General features: G+C 40.4%; 11 protein-coding genes and 1 pseudogene. 4 read left to right on the forward strand and 8 right to left on the reverse strand.

Annotated elements, in window-relative coordinates; genetic code table 11:
* Positions 1–67: 67 nt before the first annotated feature.
* On the reverse strand, positions 68–226 hold the full coding sequence (locus RMX98_RS29030; RefSeq protein ID WP_322682106.1) for a hypothetical protein: 159 nt from the start codon (positions 224–226) through the stop codon (positions 68–70).
* Positions 227–540: 314 nt separating this feature from the next.
* On the opposite strand from RMX98_RS29030, the gene RMX98_RS29035 reads away from it, so the two are divergent.
* The 3 genes and pseudogenes from RMX98_RS29035 to RMX98_RS29045 form a co-directional block, all read left to right on the forward strand.
* Positions 541–894, forward strand: coding sequence for a hypothetical protein (locus RMX98_RS29035; RefSeq protein ID WP_322682107.1), 354 nt, complete (start codon positions 541–543; stop codon positions 892–894).
* A 97-nt stretch (positions 895–991) separates the two neighbouring features.
* Positions 992–1,540, forward strand: a complete 549-nt coding sequence (locus tag RMX98_RS29040; protein ID WP_322682108.1) for a hypothetical protein — start codon at positions 992–994, stop codon at positions 1,538–1,540.
* A gap of 91 nt (positions 1,541–1,631) precedes the next feature.
* Positions 1,632–2,162, forward strand: a pseudogene (locus RMX98_RS29045) (glycogen/starch/alpha-glucan phosphorylase); the annotation flags it as partial.
* A gap of 292 nt (positions 2,163–2,454) precedes the next feature.
* On the opposite strand, the gene RMX98_RS29050 reads toward RMX98_RS29045, so the two are convergent.
* The gene (locus RMX98_RS29050; protein WP_322682109.1) at positions 2,455–3,087 is read right to left on the reverse strand and encodes a MarC family protein; all 633 of its coding nucleotides are present in this window, start codon (positions 3,085–3,087) and stop codon (positions 2,455–2,457) included.
* A 247-nt stretch (positions 3,088–3,334) separates the two neighbouring features.
* On the opposite strand from RMX98_RS29050, the gene RMX98_RS29055 reads away from it, so the two are divergent.
* On the forward strand, positions 3,335–3,502 hold the full coding sequence (locus RMX98_RS29055) for a hypothetical protein (protein WP_322682110.1): 168 nt from the start codon (positions 3,335–3,337) through the stop codon (positions 3,500–3,502).
* 109 nt (positions 3,503–3,611) lie between these two features.
* On the opposite strand, the gene RMX98_RS29060 is transcribed toward RMX98_RS29055, so the two are convergent.
* The 6 genes from RMX98_RS29060 to RMX98_RS29085 form a co-directional block, all read right to left on the reverse strand.
* Entirely contained in the window at positions 3,612–5,573 is a 1,962-nt protein-coding gene (locus RMX98_RS29060; protein WP_322682111.1) for a DUF4157 domain-containing protein, read from the reverse strand.
* A 905-nt stretch (positions 5,574–6,478) separates the two neighbouring features.
* Complete coding sequence (locus RMX98_RS29065) at positions 6,479–7,153, reverse strand: DevA family ABC transporter ATP-binding protein (RefSeq protein ID WP_322682112.1); 675 nt, start codon at positions 7,151–7,153, stop codon at positions 6,479–6,481.
* A gap of 69 nt (positions 7,154–7,222) precedes the next feature.
* The gene (gene devC / locus RMX98_RS29070) at positions 7,223–8,395 is read right to left on the reverse strand and encodes an ABC transporter permease DevC (RefSeq protein ID WP_322682113.1); all 1,173 of its coding nucleotides are present in this window, start codon (positions 8,393–8,395) and stop codon (positions 7,223–7,225) included.
* A 21-nt stretch (positions 8,396–8,416) separates the two neighbouring features.
* Positions 8,417–9,607, reverse strand: coding sequence for an ABC exporter membrane fusion protein (locus tag RMX98_RS29075; RefSeq protein ID WP_322682114.1), 1,191 nt, complete (start codon positions 9,605–9,607; stop codon positions 8,417–8,419).
* Between the two features lie 21 nt (positions 9,608–9,628).
* Complete coding sequence (locus RMX98_RS29080) at positions 9,629–10,942, reverse strand: MFS transporter (RefSeq protein ID WP_322682115.1); 1,314 nt, start codon at positions 10,940–10,942, stop codon at positions 9,629–9,631.
* 1 nt (position 10,943) lies between these two features.
* Positions 10,944–16,151, reverse strand: coding sequence for a non-ribosomal peptide synthetase (locus tag RMX98_RS29085; protein ID WP_322682116.1), 5,208 nt, complete (start codon positions 16,149–16,151; stop codon positions 10,944–10,946).
* Between the last annotated feature and the right edge of the window lie 48 nt (positions 16,152–16,199).

The following is a 16,199-nucleotide window of genomic DNA, read 5'->3' on the forward strand; positions in this document are numbered from 1 at the left end:
ACTCTTAATCGTGACGTATTTGCTGCTTATAAAGCTAGTTTGGGCTACATTTGGGCCTAATTTTTGTCTAAGTCCCGCTAACAGTCGAAGGTTCTTCCTTGCTACCCTCAATCCAGTCTATAAGTTCCTGAATGTCCAAAGCTATACGGGTTTCAACTGCCCCGCCGTACAATTCGCCGAGGATACCACACCAAAACCAACGAGCAATTTTGTCAATCTCTCTCATTCATATTTCTATTCTGCAACGCCGAGTTTTTGGGGAAAAGTGGTATGAAATTAAAATTTCAGATTAGATGAGTGTATGCGATCGCAATCAATCCCCCAGTTGTTCAAGCACACCCTCTATTTTTTCTTTGACAGCCTGCCATTTGGTCTAAACTCCATCTGCTGATTTAACTCAAATTACTGCTGCCACCGACTTGGGCTGCTCCCTCTGCTGCTGGTGGCGATGGAAACCTGACTGCTGTTGCCGCTCTTTTAGTAAGAAACGGCATCCAGGTTGCTTCTGAGCGAGGTCAGGATACTTCATCACTGATCTTCTTGAAAAATCCATCTGATGTCCGAAAAGCAGTAGCCTTGCTGAAATCCAAAAATTACTCATTTGATACTGCTGCTGATAAAGTAAGCGATCCCACAGGAAATACTTTATTTTCAACTGAGGATGCTGCTGCTCAGGGGAAAGTATTGTATGGTCAGAGCATTCTCAATGCCGGATTGGGAGATCCAAGGACAAACGAACGCACCCCTGACATTATTGTTCCACTCAAAACTGGCTATTTCTTTGGTAATGCTACTAAGAAGCGTGCAGAGCATGGTGGATTTACTGATGCTGAATTGCACTATTTTAGTCTTGACACACCAGTAGTAGCGTGGCAAGCCTTAATAGTGCTTTAGATGTATGTGTAGGTTGGGTTGAGCAACACAAAATTCAACATAGAAACAGTGATTTCTCCATCGGTGATTAGACAAACTCTATCAGAGACAGACAGTTGTGAAAAGCGATCGCAACCCTGACGCAACACCTCGGCATATTAACTCGGCATTACAAAGGTTATGCGACGGTGGGCGGCTGGTGACAATCACAGCTAACTGGTTCTCTGCTGATAATCCCGCTTGGCGAGAAACTTTTGTTAAGTGGCACTCGGAAGCGCAAGTTGTGCTTTCAGTGGGGGTCATCGGGAAAGCTTATGCATTGCATGGGACAACAATGGAAACCCGAATTACTATCATTGACAAGGTTCCGGCTGATAATCCCCGCGATATCCCCTGTATTCCACAAACGCTGGATCTACCTGAACTGCTGCCATTGATTGAGCAATTACCACAGCGATCTCTGCGGCAGCATTCAACTGCTAAAGCGGAGGCTGCGGTGGCGAAGGTCGTTAAGCTGCCAAAGCGTACTGTAGTAGATCAACCAGAAACAGTTTCCTTTCTTCCAGACGACTTAGTAGTGCTAGAATACGAAGTTGTCGAGTGGTCTGCCACGGATGGACTCAAAGATACTTTGTATGAAACCTATCGCCCAATACGCTTGGGTTAAGCAAATTTATCTGTTAAGGCAGGCTGTTCTTGAGCAGGGGAGGCTTCGGGAGCAGGGGGAGAGAAAAAAGCTTAACTGAACTGTATTGGAATATATTGTGCAAACAACTAGTGTTGAGGTCAATCCTGATTCTCTGTTTGATATTCAAGTTAAGCGATTACATGAGTATAAACGCCAACATTTGAATATACTTTATGTAATTACTCTCTATAATCGCATCAAACAAAATCCCCACCTCGATATAGTACCGCGAACTGTAATCTTTGGCGGCAAGGCAGCACCAGGTTACTTCAGAGCAAAGTTAATCATCAAGCTGATAAATTCCGTTGCTAATGTGATTAATCATGACCCTGATGTAGGTAACAAGCTGAAAGTAGTCTTTTTACCCAACTATGATGTTTCTTTAGCACAGCGAATTTATCCTGCTGCTGACATTTCTGAGCAAATTTCCACTGCTGGTAAAGAAGCTTCTGGCACAAGTAATATGAAGTTCGCAATCAACGGAGCGTTGACCATTGATACACAAGATGGAGCAAATACTGAAATTCGCGATCGCGTTGGTGCAGAGAACTTTTTTGAATTTGGCTTAACTGCTCCAGAAATTGCTCAAATAAAAGCACGTAGAAAAGAGCATACCTGGAATTGCAACTATATTAAATATTAAACATTTGGAAACTAATACCAAAGGAGAAATGCTGATTTTTTCCTTGGTTCTTAAGCTTGGTTGCGATCAAGAGTAATTTAGATGCGTTTGCCCTGTAATATCATGTCCGGCTGATTAGTTATAATTTCCGCATCTGTGCAAAAAACTGAAAACCCTTTCTCCCCCTGCTCCCAGCTAATAGCCCCCTTGCAGTCTTAATGATAAGTATTTAACCGGACACGATATAACTTGCTATAAATCAAAGGTTATTTTACTTGACAGGAAATGCCGACTTCAATAATGAAATAGAGCCATCAGCAATAAACCGCACACCAATTGCTAAGATGAAAAAACCAAAAACTCTATTTAAGGCTCCCACACCGTTTTTTCCTAACCTATTAATCAGTGGTTCTCCTAAGACTAGGCACAGGTAAAGGCTAATTCCGATTAAAACAATCCCTGCTAAAGATTCTAGATACTCTACCCAATGATTAAAGCTAACAGATAAACTCGTTACCACCCCAATTGCTCCAGGCCCACTGATTAATGGTACTGCCATTGGTGTAAAAGAAATATCTTCTTTGTCCATAGCCTCATCATTTTCTGATGGAGTTAGGCGTTGACGAACCGTTACCATTTCCCACGCTGTATGAGCAACAAGTAATCCACCTGCTAGCCGTAGCACCTGAAGTGAAATCCCAAAAAATTCTAGTATCCATCTGCCAGCTACTAAAAACACAGCTAAAACTAAAACTACATTCGTGGCAGTTTGTATTGCCTGCTGATGACGCTGTGATGATGTTTCGCTAGCTGTTAAACTGTAGAAAACCGGAACTGCACCTATTGGATTGGCGATTGGAAAAAGAGCCACGAAAGTTGCTAATGTATTTGAAATTAACGACATTATCAATATTTGGATATCTTGGTTCCCTAAAAGCAGAGTTTAGCAGACAGCCGGGATAAAGTTGTACCTACTTTACTGCTTGATGAAAAACTCGAAGAACCATTGAAGCAACTACAGATATAGCAATTGGGTACTACCAATGACAGTACTCTTACCCCAGCCAAATCTACTACCGAACACATGACTATCCCGGAACTGCGGGCGTGGGGCTAAGAGTTACAACTATCTACCGCTCGGCTGAGAAAATGTGGAGGTGATTGCAGATGTGGCGATGGCTCAAGCGCCCGCCGGAGGCGATCGCTCAAGCGCGGGAGCAACGCGATTTTCTGAAGTTGGAGAAAAAACGGGCGATAATGCTCTGCCTCGCAAGATGCGATCGCTTGTCACGATTATATCCACATGGGCAAAAGGGTAACACCCTAAGAATATCGAAAGCTGGGTTGCAAATGAGATAGCGTTTTAACTCGTTGTAAACAGGGTTTGGGCAACTGTAATTAGAAGTTGCTCAAACTTTGTCTACAGCTTCATTCATCATGACCATATCGTGGTTGGTTTAGTCCATATTCATTCCTAATTGCTTGTTCATTGATAGGATCTACTACATTATTATTTCGATCTTCTCCAGAAATAGTTACTTTTTCTTCTTCATTGCCCCAATGCTCCAAGGATGTCTGATTGCGATTTTGACCCCTCAAATTGTGAAGGACGTGAATCATTTCATGCGCTAAAATAACAAACATTGGGGAAAGAAGTGGATTTGTGTTTGTATCTATTCCTGCATTTCCTCTTCTTGTTACGTCAGTTTCACTGTCATAAGCCGAAGCAGTTAAATATGACCCAATACCTATACCCCCATTTGGACGAATATTTCCTTGGCGGTAAGCTTCATATTTTTTCACACCAGCAGCGGCAATTCTTCCTCTGGTTTTTTCTTGCTGGCCTACAGGTCGAACGGTAACGTTTCCTCTGCCAGCTGCCTGATCTTCATTAGATAAACCTGTTGGTTGTGTTGTTGAAATCTGCGTTAGGAGTTGTCGACCTGTTGATGTACGCAATAGCCGTGCAAAGATGGGTAACATTTTCTGCTTGAAATCAGGATAATCTTCCTGTTGGCGTGCATCTTGTGTGCTGAAGTTAATATTACCAGTTTCATTAACAATGCTCTGCCACAATTGCTGTAACTGAGCGTCTTCCGGGCTATTTGGAATAACAGCATTATTATTTACATTAGGAATAGGTAATCGCATATTATTATTTGCAATTCCTGTTACTAATGTTTCATGTTCTTGAGCAATATCATCTAACAAGTCATACATGGCGGTTAATCGTTTACTCTTGGATGGTTTATTGCGATTGAAGCGCCGATTATACCATCCGTAAACAGTAGTTTCTATGTTAGTCAACACTTGTAATCGTTGCTCAACATTGGGGTCGTTCGCATCTGTTAATTCGTGATAAGTGTTTAGTAGGTTATCAATTTGGATGAGTTCAGGATTGTTGTTACCTCTGTTGAAGATTTTAGATTGTGTACTTTGCTGCCAAATATCTGTAGCCATTAATCGTTGGATCGCCTGACGTTGTAAAGTTGCACTTGTTTGCTGCACAACATGGGTCAACTCATGCGCCAACAATTCCTGACCGCCCCGACTCCCTAGATTATATTCACCCGAACGAAAGAATACATCCTGTCCCGTCGTGAAAGCACGCGCCTGAATTGACCGATTCAACTGGTCAGACTGACCATCCGTGTGAACCTTCACTCCACTGAAATCTGCGCCAAACGCCACCTCCATCGGTTCGCGGATATTGTCTGCGATCGCCACTCCTCCCCCCCGTCCTTGGTTAATGGACGCTTCCAAATCTGGCGCAGCAGCCATCCCAGCCTCACCCTGACGCTGCACCATCGATTTCATCTGCAATTCTTCCTCATCCTCTGGTAATGTTTTTCGCTGCAGTGTGCTATTGTCCAGAGATTTCATTTGCAATTCTTCCTCATCCTCTGGCAATGCTTCTCGTTGAATAGACTGGCGATTTATAGGTTGCCCCATTCTTTGCATTACCTGCTGTGCGACGTTATCAGCTTCTTGCTCATAAACATCTCCTGGCTGGTTAACTGTGAGTTTTGTTTGAATTGGCGTTGATGTATCTGGTCTATGAAGTGGAATATTGGCAATATTATAACCAAATCGGCTTGCGTGTTCAAGTCGAGAATTCAATAATCCGTCCATCTTGGCTTGCAAGACAGTTAGCCGCTCCTGTCCTTCGGGCGTAATCGTGCCGTACTTCGCTTGTATGGAAAGTCCAGTTGCTTCCATCTGTTGTTCTGCAAAGCCTTCATTCTCTATATCAGTCGGTGTTTTAGATGCAATTGATGCTTTTTGGATTTCGCTACCAAATGATCTATGCGCTAATTGAGGGTTTGAGTTGAGTGCTGAAGAATTGGAATAGGTAGATGAGTCAGTCTTTGAAGATTTTGTTTTATGCATTGTTTATACAAGTTCAATGATTTACGTCAACCTGACATCAATGAGAGATGTCAGGAAAATCTTAAATATTGTGTTGCTAATATCTAGGTACTTATGGTTACAAAATGCCAAAAACCAACTATTGGATCACAACAGCCACAAAATTCTGTCCTAATAGGATTTTATAACTGTTTTTACATTCTTTAAAAACAGACGATTCAGTTATTTGATTTTTGTCCAACAACCAGATTTCGAGATTTCCTCCAGCTTTTATGCAATCTTTCTATTTTCGTAACAGTCCTTAACAACTTTGATCTGAATATGCTGCCTTTAAAATATAGAGTGAGTGCGATAGGAATCTAACAATCGCTCTATGAATCAGCAATCACCTCAATTCATCAACCATATTGTTTACAGACTTTTAGCTGAGAATGAACCATCTAAATTTAGAGGAGCAAGAAAATGACATTAACTTTAGATAATCACTCTCGATATAAAGAATCGTCCCTGACACAAGCATTGCGGCAGATACAACAGCTAAACTCCAAGATTTAGGAATTAGAGGAGCAGCATCAAGATTACGTGCAGAAGCAACAAAATCTGATTGCATACTCTGCACCAATCAACTGAGGGTAAACAGCTACTCATATCATGTCCGCCTAATTAGTTATAATTCCCGCATCTGTGCAAAAAGCGCAAAAGCCCCTTTCCCCCTGCCCCCTGCGGCCTAAATGATAAGTCTTTAACCGGACACGATATCACGGATGCTTATAAAAACAAGCGGCTAAGATGCTTGCTGGGCAACGCTTTTAGACTTAGCGTACAATTTTCCCGTTTTGGCACGGTGATGCCTAAACGTCTTAAACCTCTGATTCGTTAACGGCTTTGATAGTTTTCGGAGATGTCTATTGGGATTGATAAATTAGTTAGTTAAGCAAATAACCATCTTCCATGTGAACAAGGCGATCTGCAATATCAAGGATACGGTCATCATGTGTAACTAACAAAATTGAACAATCTTGTTTTTTTGCAAGTTCTTGCATAAGTTTAACAACATCACGACCACTATTTTTATCTAGAGATGCGGTAGGCTCATCGGCAAGAACTATCTTCGGTTGAGTTACTAAAGCACGAGCAATTGCCACTCTTTGTTTTTGTCCTTCAGAAAGATGTTCAGGATAGTAATCTACACGATGCTTTAAGTTAACTAGCTCTAATATTGACTCTGCTCTCCGGCAAAGTTGCCGCTTTGAAAAAGTAGGACACAAATTAAGAGACATCTGAACGTTCTGTGAAGCAGTTAAAAATGGAACTAAATTATGCTTCTGGAAAATATAGCCAATTTGACGACGTAATTGTAAAAGTTGGTGATCGCTTGCTTTGTACAGTTCACAATCTAAAACCCTAGCACTTCCACTTTGAATTCCTCGTAAACCAGCAATCAAAGTTAATAAAGTTGTTTTTCCTGAACCAGAAGGCCCTGTTAAAATCACAATTTCACCTAGTTTAATTGTCAAATTAATATTAAATAAAACTTGCTTACGTAATAAGCCTTTACCGAAATAGTGATTGAGATTCTGAATAGAAATAACTGGTTGCATAATTTTATTTAAATATTTTAGACAGGTTATTAATATAGAAAAAGTTTAAATATTTGATAACTTAACTATTTAGCGAAACAAATCTGCTGGATCGGCAGACTGTAGTTTTTTCATAGCAAGTAAGCCAGCAAGAGAACACATAGTAATTGTAAGTAACAAAACTATTAAGGCTCGACTAAAAGTCATAAACATTGGCAAACGAGTTGCATCTTGTACAAATTTATATAAAAACATACATAAAACAAATCCGGGGATATAGCCCATCAAGGACATCAGAACAGCTTGTTGGATAATAATACTTACTAAATATAATTTTGAGTATCCAATTGCCTTAAAAGTTGCATATATATATAAACTATCAGCAATTTGTGAATATAAAATTTGATACACAATAACTCCACCAAAAACTAGACCTATGACTGTACCTAAATTGAAAATAAATCCAATTGGTGTTGATTCTGCCCAATGTTGTTTTTCAAGCTCCATAAATTTATTTAAAGTTATCAATTTCACAGGAATAACATTATCACTTTCAGTGAACTTTTGAGAAAATTGTTTAATTATCTCTTCCGGTTTAGTACCTTGCTCAAGTTTTATAACTCCAATGGCAACTTTTTCTAAAGGCATATTGAGGATTGTAGAGTAGTTTAAATCACTAGTAACCACTAACCCATCTTGAGACATTACTCCTCCTCCTAGTGAAAATAAACCAACAATGTTTATTTTTTTATTTGATAATTCAGTACTAATCACACCTTTACTTTTAAAGTCTGAAGCAACAGAGCCATATTCACCACTTGATAATTTATCAAATAAAACAGCATTTGGTTGTTGTAAAACCTTGAGCAATTGATTCACTTCTGATAAATTTAAAACTGGTTCATCGGGTCTAAAGGCACAAACACTTATAGTTTCTGTGACAAAATTTTCAGTATTTTTAAAATTTGCATCAGCAAAGTAAAAAGGGCTAGCTGATGCTACACCATTAATTTCTAAAACTCTATATAAATAATTACGAGGAAATTCTTTAATGCCAAAAAAGTAGTTAGTATCGGCATGAAGTAAAACTAAATCTGCCTGAATAGCTTTATGCATGGTAACAGAGTTTTCAAACAATCCATCCCGGAAAGCTAGTTGAATAAACATTAATAAAACTGCAAATGTTACACCTAAAACAGTAACTAACAAGCGAGATTTTTGATATGTTATTTGTAACCAAGCTATAGGAATTTTGGGAATCATAGGTAAATTAAAGCCATTTATTTAATTAATCTTAATTTTTGTTTCGACTTGCAAATTAATCAATTTAGCAGCCTGTTCACTATCTAATGGATTGAGACGAATTTTAACTTGAACGACTCTAGCATCAACATCTAGAGTTTTATCCCCATTAAATACTTGCTTTTGTCCAACTTGAAAACCAATTTGTTCAACTATTCCATATAATTTTTTAGTTAATGAACTACTAGAAATAGTAGCTTTTTGCCCTAGTTTTATTTTACCAATTTCAGTTTCATAAACTTCAGCCATGACATACATATCTTTAGTTTGAGCTAAATCAACGATGCCATTATTACTAATGCCTTCTCCAGCATAAGTATGAATTTTTAAAACTGTGCCATCAATAGGAGATTTTACATAAGCTAATTCAAGGTCTGCCTCTGCTTCCAAAACTGCTGCTTTTGCTTGAGCAAATTCTAATTGAGAGACTTGCACATCTTCTGGACGAACTTCTTTGAGCTTTTCTAGGTTAGCTTCGCCCTCTGAAATCTGCTTAGGAAATGTTGATAAAATTTGGTTGAGAGTAGATGTTTCTTCATTGATTTGCTCTTGATAAGTTGCTACATTTAAACGTTTAGTATCAATTTCTGAAGCCGCGATCGCACCTGCATCATATAGATTTTTATAGCGTAAATACTCTGTTTGAGCATTTTTAAATTCTGCATTTAAACGAGCAATCTTTGCTTTTTGGGTAGCGATTTGCCCCTGAAACTGGGCTTTTAAGTTGGCAATTTGTGCTTGCTGGGCAGTAATTTCTGCTTTTTTGGCATCACCACTTTTTACTTTGTTGAGTTCTGCTTGAGAAACTTGGGCTTTTAACTTGGTTTGTTGTAATGCTGCTTGTAATTTAGTCAAACTGTCTAGAATAGCAATTACCTGTCCACGCTTAACCTTGTCTCCTTCTTTGACAAATATTTGAGATACCCGCACATATTGAAGAGACGAAGAACCAGATAGACTGATAATTTTATTTTTGGGTTGTACACGTCCTAAAGCTATAACATTTTCACTAACATGAGGCTTAGAAGTAGGATTTACTGTAATTAATTTTTGGCTTTGCTTTACATCTCGGTAATTCAGAAAAATGTAAATTTGTAAAGCAATAGCAACACCAATACCTACCAAAACTAAAGGCATTAATAAATTAATATTTAATTTGTCTTTAAGTTTCATGTTCTCATGCTCGTAAAGTTGTTAGATTGTATCTGGCAATTCATGCTCTACCAGTCGTAACCGGGGATACTGATAAGCTGCAATACTTAAAACAATAGCCAGCACTCCTATAGTGATAAACATTAGACCAATGCCACGACCTGGCCCAACGCCAATAATTTGTCCGATGCTTCCAGCTAACAGTCCGTTGGAGGACATTAAAGGTTCAAATACTTTGTCAGCTAACGGCCCAGCGACAATATAAGACAATGGAAAAGATGTATCTGTAACCATTTGACGTATGGCAAAAAATCTTCCTTGCATATCAAGCGCAACTTTCTTTTGAAAGAGAACTTGAGCGCAAGCATTGATAATTGGCCAGCCTAAGAAGGTTAAAAAAGCTGCAAGAGTAATCAACTCAACAGAAGTGCGTAAACCAGCAATCAGAATGCTCAATCCACCCAGCATTTGAAAACCGAGAACGCTATAGATAAGCCGCTTTGGTCCGCCACGAGTGCTGATTATTAAACTGCCTATGAGCATACCAACGCCGCTAACAGACAAAATCATACCGAGGACAGCAGATGATGTAAAAGACAAGACTAATGGAGTAACTAATACTCCAACAGATCCCATTAAAAAATTGTTAGTAGCAAACAACATTAACAGCCCTAAAAGCCCAGGTCTAGCTGTGATGTATTGCCAGCCAAAAATTATTTCTTGTAATAGTGAATCTTTCTTGAGTGCCTCAGTATCACTAGCGTTAATAGTTTTTGGTTCAGGGAATTTAACAAACAATAAAGGTATTGTGCCTAAGAAAAATGTCACAACATCGATCGCCACAATACCTTGTAACTGAATAATTCCGATTAATACACCGCCCAACACTGGTGATATCAACTGAGAAATTCCTTGCCCCAACTGAATCATTCCGCTTGCACGGTCAAGGTATTTTTTGGGAACCAATAAGGTAGTCGCAGCAGTGAAAGCTGGCACTTGGAAAGCACTGAAACTAGAACTGGCAGCTGAAGCCAAGCAAATGTGCCAGACTTCAAGCTTACCAACAAAAAGTAATGAGGCGATCGCTAAAGTGCTAAGACCAGCACCAAAATCACTCAAAATCATTACCCAACGACGGGAACAACGATCTACAAAAACGCCGGCCACTGGAGAAATTAAGCTCGACGGTAAAGTTCCACACAAAAGAATTAGGGCATACAGAGTCACAGATTTAGTATTCTGATATACCCAGATTCCTAAACCAAAGTGCGTCAGTCCCGAACCGATGAGAGAAACTACCTGTCCTGACCAGATAAAGGTAAAAGTTTGCATTCCCCGTGTAGAGTGATGAGTCATTTTATTTGACTCCACTATTTACCTGTGCCCGGTCAATGCAGACTTGCAAGCGATCGGCTAGAATCTGGACATGAGGTTCGGTCATCATTGTCACATGATCACCTGGAACAAAATAAACTTCCACAGGTTCAGCAGAAAATTCGTTCCATCCCCAGGCGGGATCTTTCAAAATCTCAGAAAACTCAGCTACACTTTGAAAATCTTCAGGATTATCTTCGCTAGCTCGGAAAAAAGTAATTTTAGTCTGGCGATCGTTGTATGGCTGATAAACATCGTAAGCTTGGCTGACAGCTTTGGTCACTTTCAAAAAACCTTGCAGTTGTTTTGTTCCGATCTGTGGTGGTAAAAGATTAGCTGCTTTCAATCGTTCCCCAAAATAGTTTAATTGTCCGTCGGGATCTAAAGTAGAAAGAATATCCTGTGATAACTCAACTTTTTTGTCAAAAAAGCGTTCCATTAACCGAGCAAAAAGGTTCAAATTCTGGGTATCATCCCAATCATCTATCGGCTTTTGCAAGCTATGAACTGGAGACATTGTGTCTAAGATAGCAACCAAGCCTACCTCATGCCCTTGCTTTTGTAATTGTTGAGCCATTTCAAAGGCTACGAAACTTCCAAAGGAATGACCACCCAAAAGGTAAGGCCCTTGCGGCTGAACTGTCTTTATCGCCTTGATGTAACAGCTGGCCATTTCTTCAATTCGCGTGTGAGGTTCGAGTTCACCATCAAGACCTCGTGGTTGTAAACCATAGAATGGTTGTTCGGGGTCTAAATGACCAGCCAGATGATAAAATTCGATTACATCTGTGGCACTTCCAGGTACACAGAAAAACGGTCGTTTTGAGCCATGCGGTTGAACTGCTACCAAGGGAGACCAAAGTGAGGTATCTGCTTTCTGACTAATAATGCTAGCCATCTGTTCAACTGTCGGATTATGCAAGAGTGTAGCTAAGGGGAGATTTTTTCCTAGTTGCTCTTGAATCTGAGCCATTAGGTGGACAGCTAAAAGGGAATGACCGCCGATTTCAAAGAAGTTGTCCTGAACTCCCACAGGATGAATACCTAAAACTTCTTCCCAGATGTTAGCAAGTTGCATTTCTAGAACGTAACGCGGTAGGACAAGGCTATGTTTTCTAGTAACATGAGAGTTCTCCGGCGCTGGTAAAGCGCGGCGGTCTATCTTGCCGTTTGGTGTTAGTGGTAGACTTTCTAGTACAACGAAGTTGGAGGGTATCATGTAGTTGGGCAAGAGTTCCCTGAGATTGTCCCTTAAAAAGGGAACGAAATTATCCGAGCGATTGTTTTCTCCACTTGAGAAGTTAGCAAATAATCGTTGATAAAAAGGTGTTTGCTGAAAACTGTTTTTATAGTGGTAGGAGACATGTTCAAAGTTAATAATTTCTCCATTTTTTTTGAGTAAATGACCTTTGATTGAATAATCTGGGTTGAGATTATTATCGCAAAGCTTTCTAGAACAAATTGCTTCAATAACATCTCCACACGACACTTCAATTCCTGGCTCAAATACTGGAAAATAAACAGGAAGCCAGCAATGCTCATGCTGCAAAATATCTATTTCTTCTCCTGCAATAGTGTGCAAATTCAGCCAAACTAAAAAGCCATCCAAGCACCCATTTTTCTGGATATCAAATTTAACCTCATGGTTAAATTCCGGGTGAACAAATTCATTGAAATTTAAGTCTTCAAAAATATCCACATTGGACAGAAGATTTACCTGAGGGAATTTTTTAATACATACCCTTAAATCAAATGGATATCCGACTTGCTCAAATATTTTTTGAGTGTAATGTGCCGAAGTTGTAGTAAATTGAGGATTTTCTAAGATTTCATCGGGAAGAGTCACCGCAGCAATTTTAGTAATGCTTCTTTCGGGAATCATCAAACCATCAGGCTTAAGAAATCTTCTAGCGTTATTGATAATAACTGCTGCTCCTTCAGACCCGCCAATTGCTCCGACAATTTCTGAGACGCAGACATCAGCAAGTTCTGGTAGATTCACTAAAGTGGCATCTCCATGAATGATTGTGATTTTGTCTGTCAAACCTAAGTTGGCGATGCAAGCTCTCGCCTGTTGACAAGTTTCCTGATTTCTTTCAATTGCGTAGATTTTTTTAGCCCCTGCTTCCGCACAAAATCTAGACAAAATTGCATCTTTACCAGTGCCAATTTCTACGACTATTTTATCTTTGACCAACTGATTAATAGCCACTTTATAACTATCATTGCGCCGATGGTCGTTGGTCATAGCGTAATACAATAATTCGTCATATACATAGAATTCTGCTACGGAAGGCCATAGTTCTACTTGACCATTTGCTGATTTTTCTGGCTGGTGTAATGAATTGAGATTTTCCTGTTGTGGTACAACGTATGCGACTAGGCTTTTGTTGTTCGGTTGATCTTCTCGTGCTATAACTACTGCTTCTTGGACTTCTCTTAATTGGGAGAGCGCAGTTTCAATTTCTCCTAGTTCAATGCGATAGCCGCGAATCTTAACTTGATGATCACTACGACCGAGAAACTCAATGTTACCATCTGGAAGATAGCGTGCGCGATCGCCTGTTTTATAAAGACGACTTCCTGGTTGCTTGCTAAACGGATTCGGAATAAATTTCTCTTGTGTCACCTCTGGACGATTCAGGTAGCCGAGAGCAAGACCAACACCACCAATGTGCAGTTCTCCAGCTACACCAACGGGAACGGGTTGGAGATACTGGTCTAGGATATAAACTTGGGTATTAGCAATGGGGCGACCGATGGGCAGTTGACTGCTATCTTTAATATATTCGGCTATGGTTGCACAGACAGTTGATTCGCTTGGCCCGTAGGCGTTAAAGAAACGGCGGTTATTAGACCATTGCACTGCTAAATCTAGGCTACAGGCTTCACCTGCAACGATTATATTTTGTAAAGCTGGTAGTTCACTTGGGGGTAGAACAGCTAATGCTGACGGAGGTAGCGTTACATGAGTAATCGCTTGGTCATGTAAGAGTTTAATTAAAGCTGTCCCTGGCAGCAGCTCTTCCGGTGTTGCTAAAACAAGGCTGGCTCCAGAACAGAGGGTGATAAAAATTTCCCAGACTGAGGCATCAAAGCTAAAAGAAGCAAATTGCAGAACACGACTGTTTAACTGCACATTTAAGACCCGAATCTTTACCTGTGCTAAATTGCACAATCCGCGATGAGCAATTAAGACTCCTTTGGGTTTTCCTGTAGAGCCTGAGGTGTAGATTACATATGCTAAGTTCTCAGGCTTAACTTCACTAACTGGATTTTCCTGACTTTCTTGAGAAATGATTTTCCAGTTTGCATCTAAGTAAACGATATGTGCCTCATATTCAGGTAGCTTTGCTGCTAACTTCTCTGTAGTCAACAACACCTTGACCTGTGAATCTGACAACATATAGGCTAAACGCTCTTGGGGATAAGCTGAGTCTAAGGGTACATAAGCACCGCCAGCTTTGAGAATACCCAAAAGTCCAACGATCATCTCTGGAGAACGCTCCACACAAACACCCACCAGTACACCTGGTTTGACTCCTAGCGTTTGTAAATGATGTGCCAGCTGATTAGCGCGGCTGTTCAGTTGCCGATAGGTTAGTTGTTGCTTTTGAAACACCACTGCTACTACATCTGGGGTAAGTTCCACTTGATATGCAAACAACTGGTGAATACATTTGTCGTAATCATACTCAACTTGAGTGTTATTCCACTCCACCAACAGCTGATTTTGTTCAGATGCACTCAAAAGAGGTAATTGTGTAATTTTTTCCTGGGGATTAGCTACAACGCCCTCTAACAAGTTCTCGAAATGCTGTGCCATCTGGGTAATTGTTGCCAGATCGAACAAATCGCTGTTATATTCCCATGCCCCTATAAGTTCATTCTCCATCTCTTCAACGAACAAGGTCAAATCATACTTGGCTGTGGTATTTTCAATTTCTAAAGCAGTTAAGGTTAGACCTGGTAGTTCCAAGGTTTCTGTGGCTGCGTTCTGGAGAGTAAACCCCACCTGAAACAAAGGAGAATAGCTCAGATTCCGCTCTGGTTGCAGTTCTTCTACTAACTGTTCAAAGGGCGTATCTTGATGAGCATAAGCGTCTAAAGCCGTTTGCCGTACTTGGTTGAGTAACTCTAAAAAGCTGGGATTACCCTGGAGTTTGGTACGCAGCACCAGAGTATTGACAAAAAAGCCAATTAATGATTCGATTTCACTACGGTTACGATTCGCAATGGGAGAGCCAACGACAATATCTTCCTGAGAGCTATAGCGTGAGAGTAAAATCACGAAAGCCGTCAGCAGCACCATAAACAGGGTTGCTCCTGACTGCTGGCTTAAAAGCCTCAGTTTGTGAGTCAGATCGGCATTTAGGGGAATTCGCTCAGTGCGGCCAGTGAATGTCTGCACTGGTGGACGGGGGCGATCGCTCGGCAGTTCTAATAAGGCAGGAATCCCTGCTAGCTGTTGCTTCCAGTAAGCTAACTGAGTTTTTAAGACTTCCCCTTTTAGCCATTGCCGTTGCCAGTGGGCAAAATCGGCATATTGGATAGGTAATTCTGGTAAAGGGGAGGGCATTCCCCTTGAGAAAGCTTCATACAGTGCAGCCATCTCCCTGATAAAAATCTGTGTTGACCAACCATCAGAGACAATGTGGTGGATTGTCAGCAGCAGCACATGGGATTGTTGTGCTAAACGCACTATAATAACCCGCAGCAAGGGAGCTTTGGTTAGGTCAAATGGTTGCTGTGCTTCCTTGAACGCTAAACGTTGCACTTGGGTAGACTGATCTAATATTGCTAAATTTTGCAAGTCTACTACTGGCATACTGATTTTGAGGCAGGAAGCGATCGCTTGGGTTGGTTCTCCATTAACTATCTTAAAGGCGGTGCGTAAGACTTCGTGACGACGAACGATTTCTTGCACAGCCATATCCAATGCAACTAAGTCTAAATGACCAATTAGGCGCACGGCAGAATGCATATTGTAGGTGGCACTCTCCCGCTCTAATTGGTCTAAAAACCACAGTCTTTGCTGGGCAAAAGACAGCGATAAACTACTTGTTTTAGCAATAGGGGTGATTAATCTGGTTTGGAGAGCAGTGTAACCTTCTTGTTCTAGTAGAAGGTTGAGGATAGCTTGTTTGTCCGCCAAGAGTGCTTTATTATCAATGTCAATTTGCTTATCCATATAATTTCAACTTCATTTTTTCGTAACGAGTTAATTAAGATTGCCTAA

The sequence above is a fragment of the Nostoc sp. DedQUE02 genome, from assembly GCF_034531035.1.
Taxonomy (GTDB): domain Bacteria; phylum Cyanobacteriota; class Cyanobacteriia; order Cyanobacteriales; family Nostocaceae; genus Nostoc.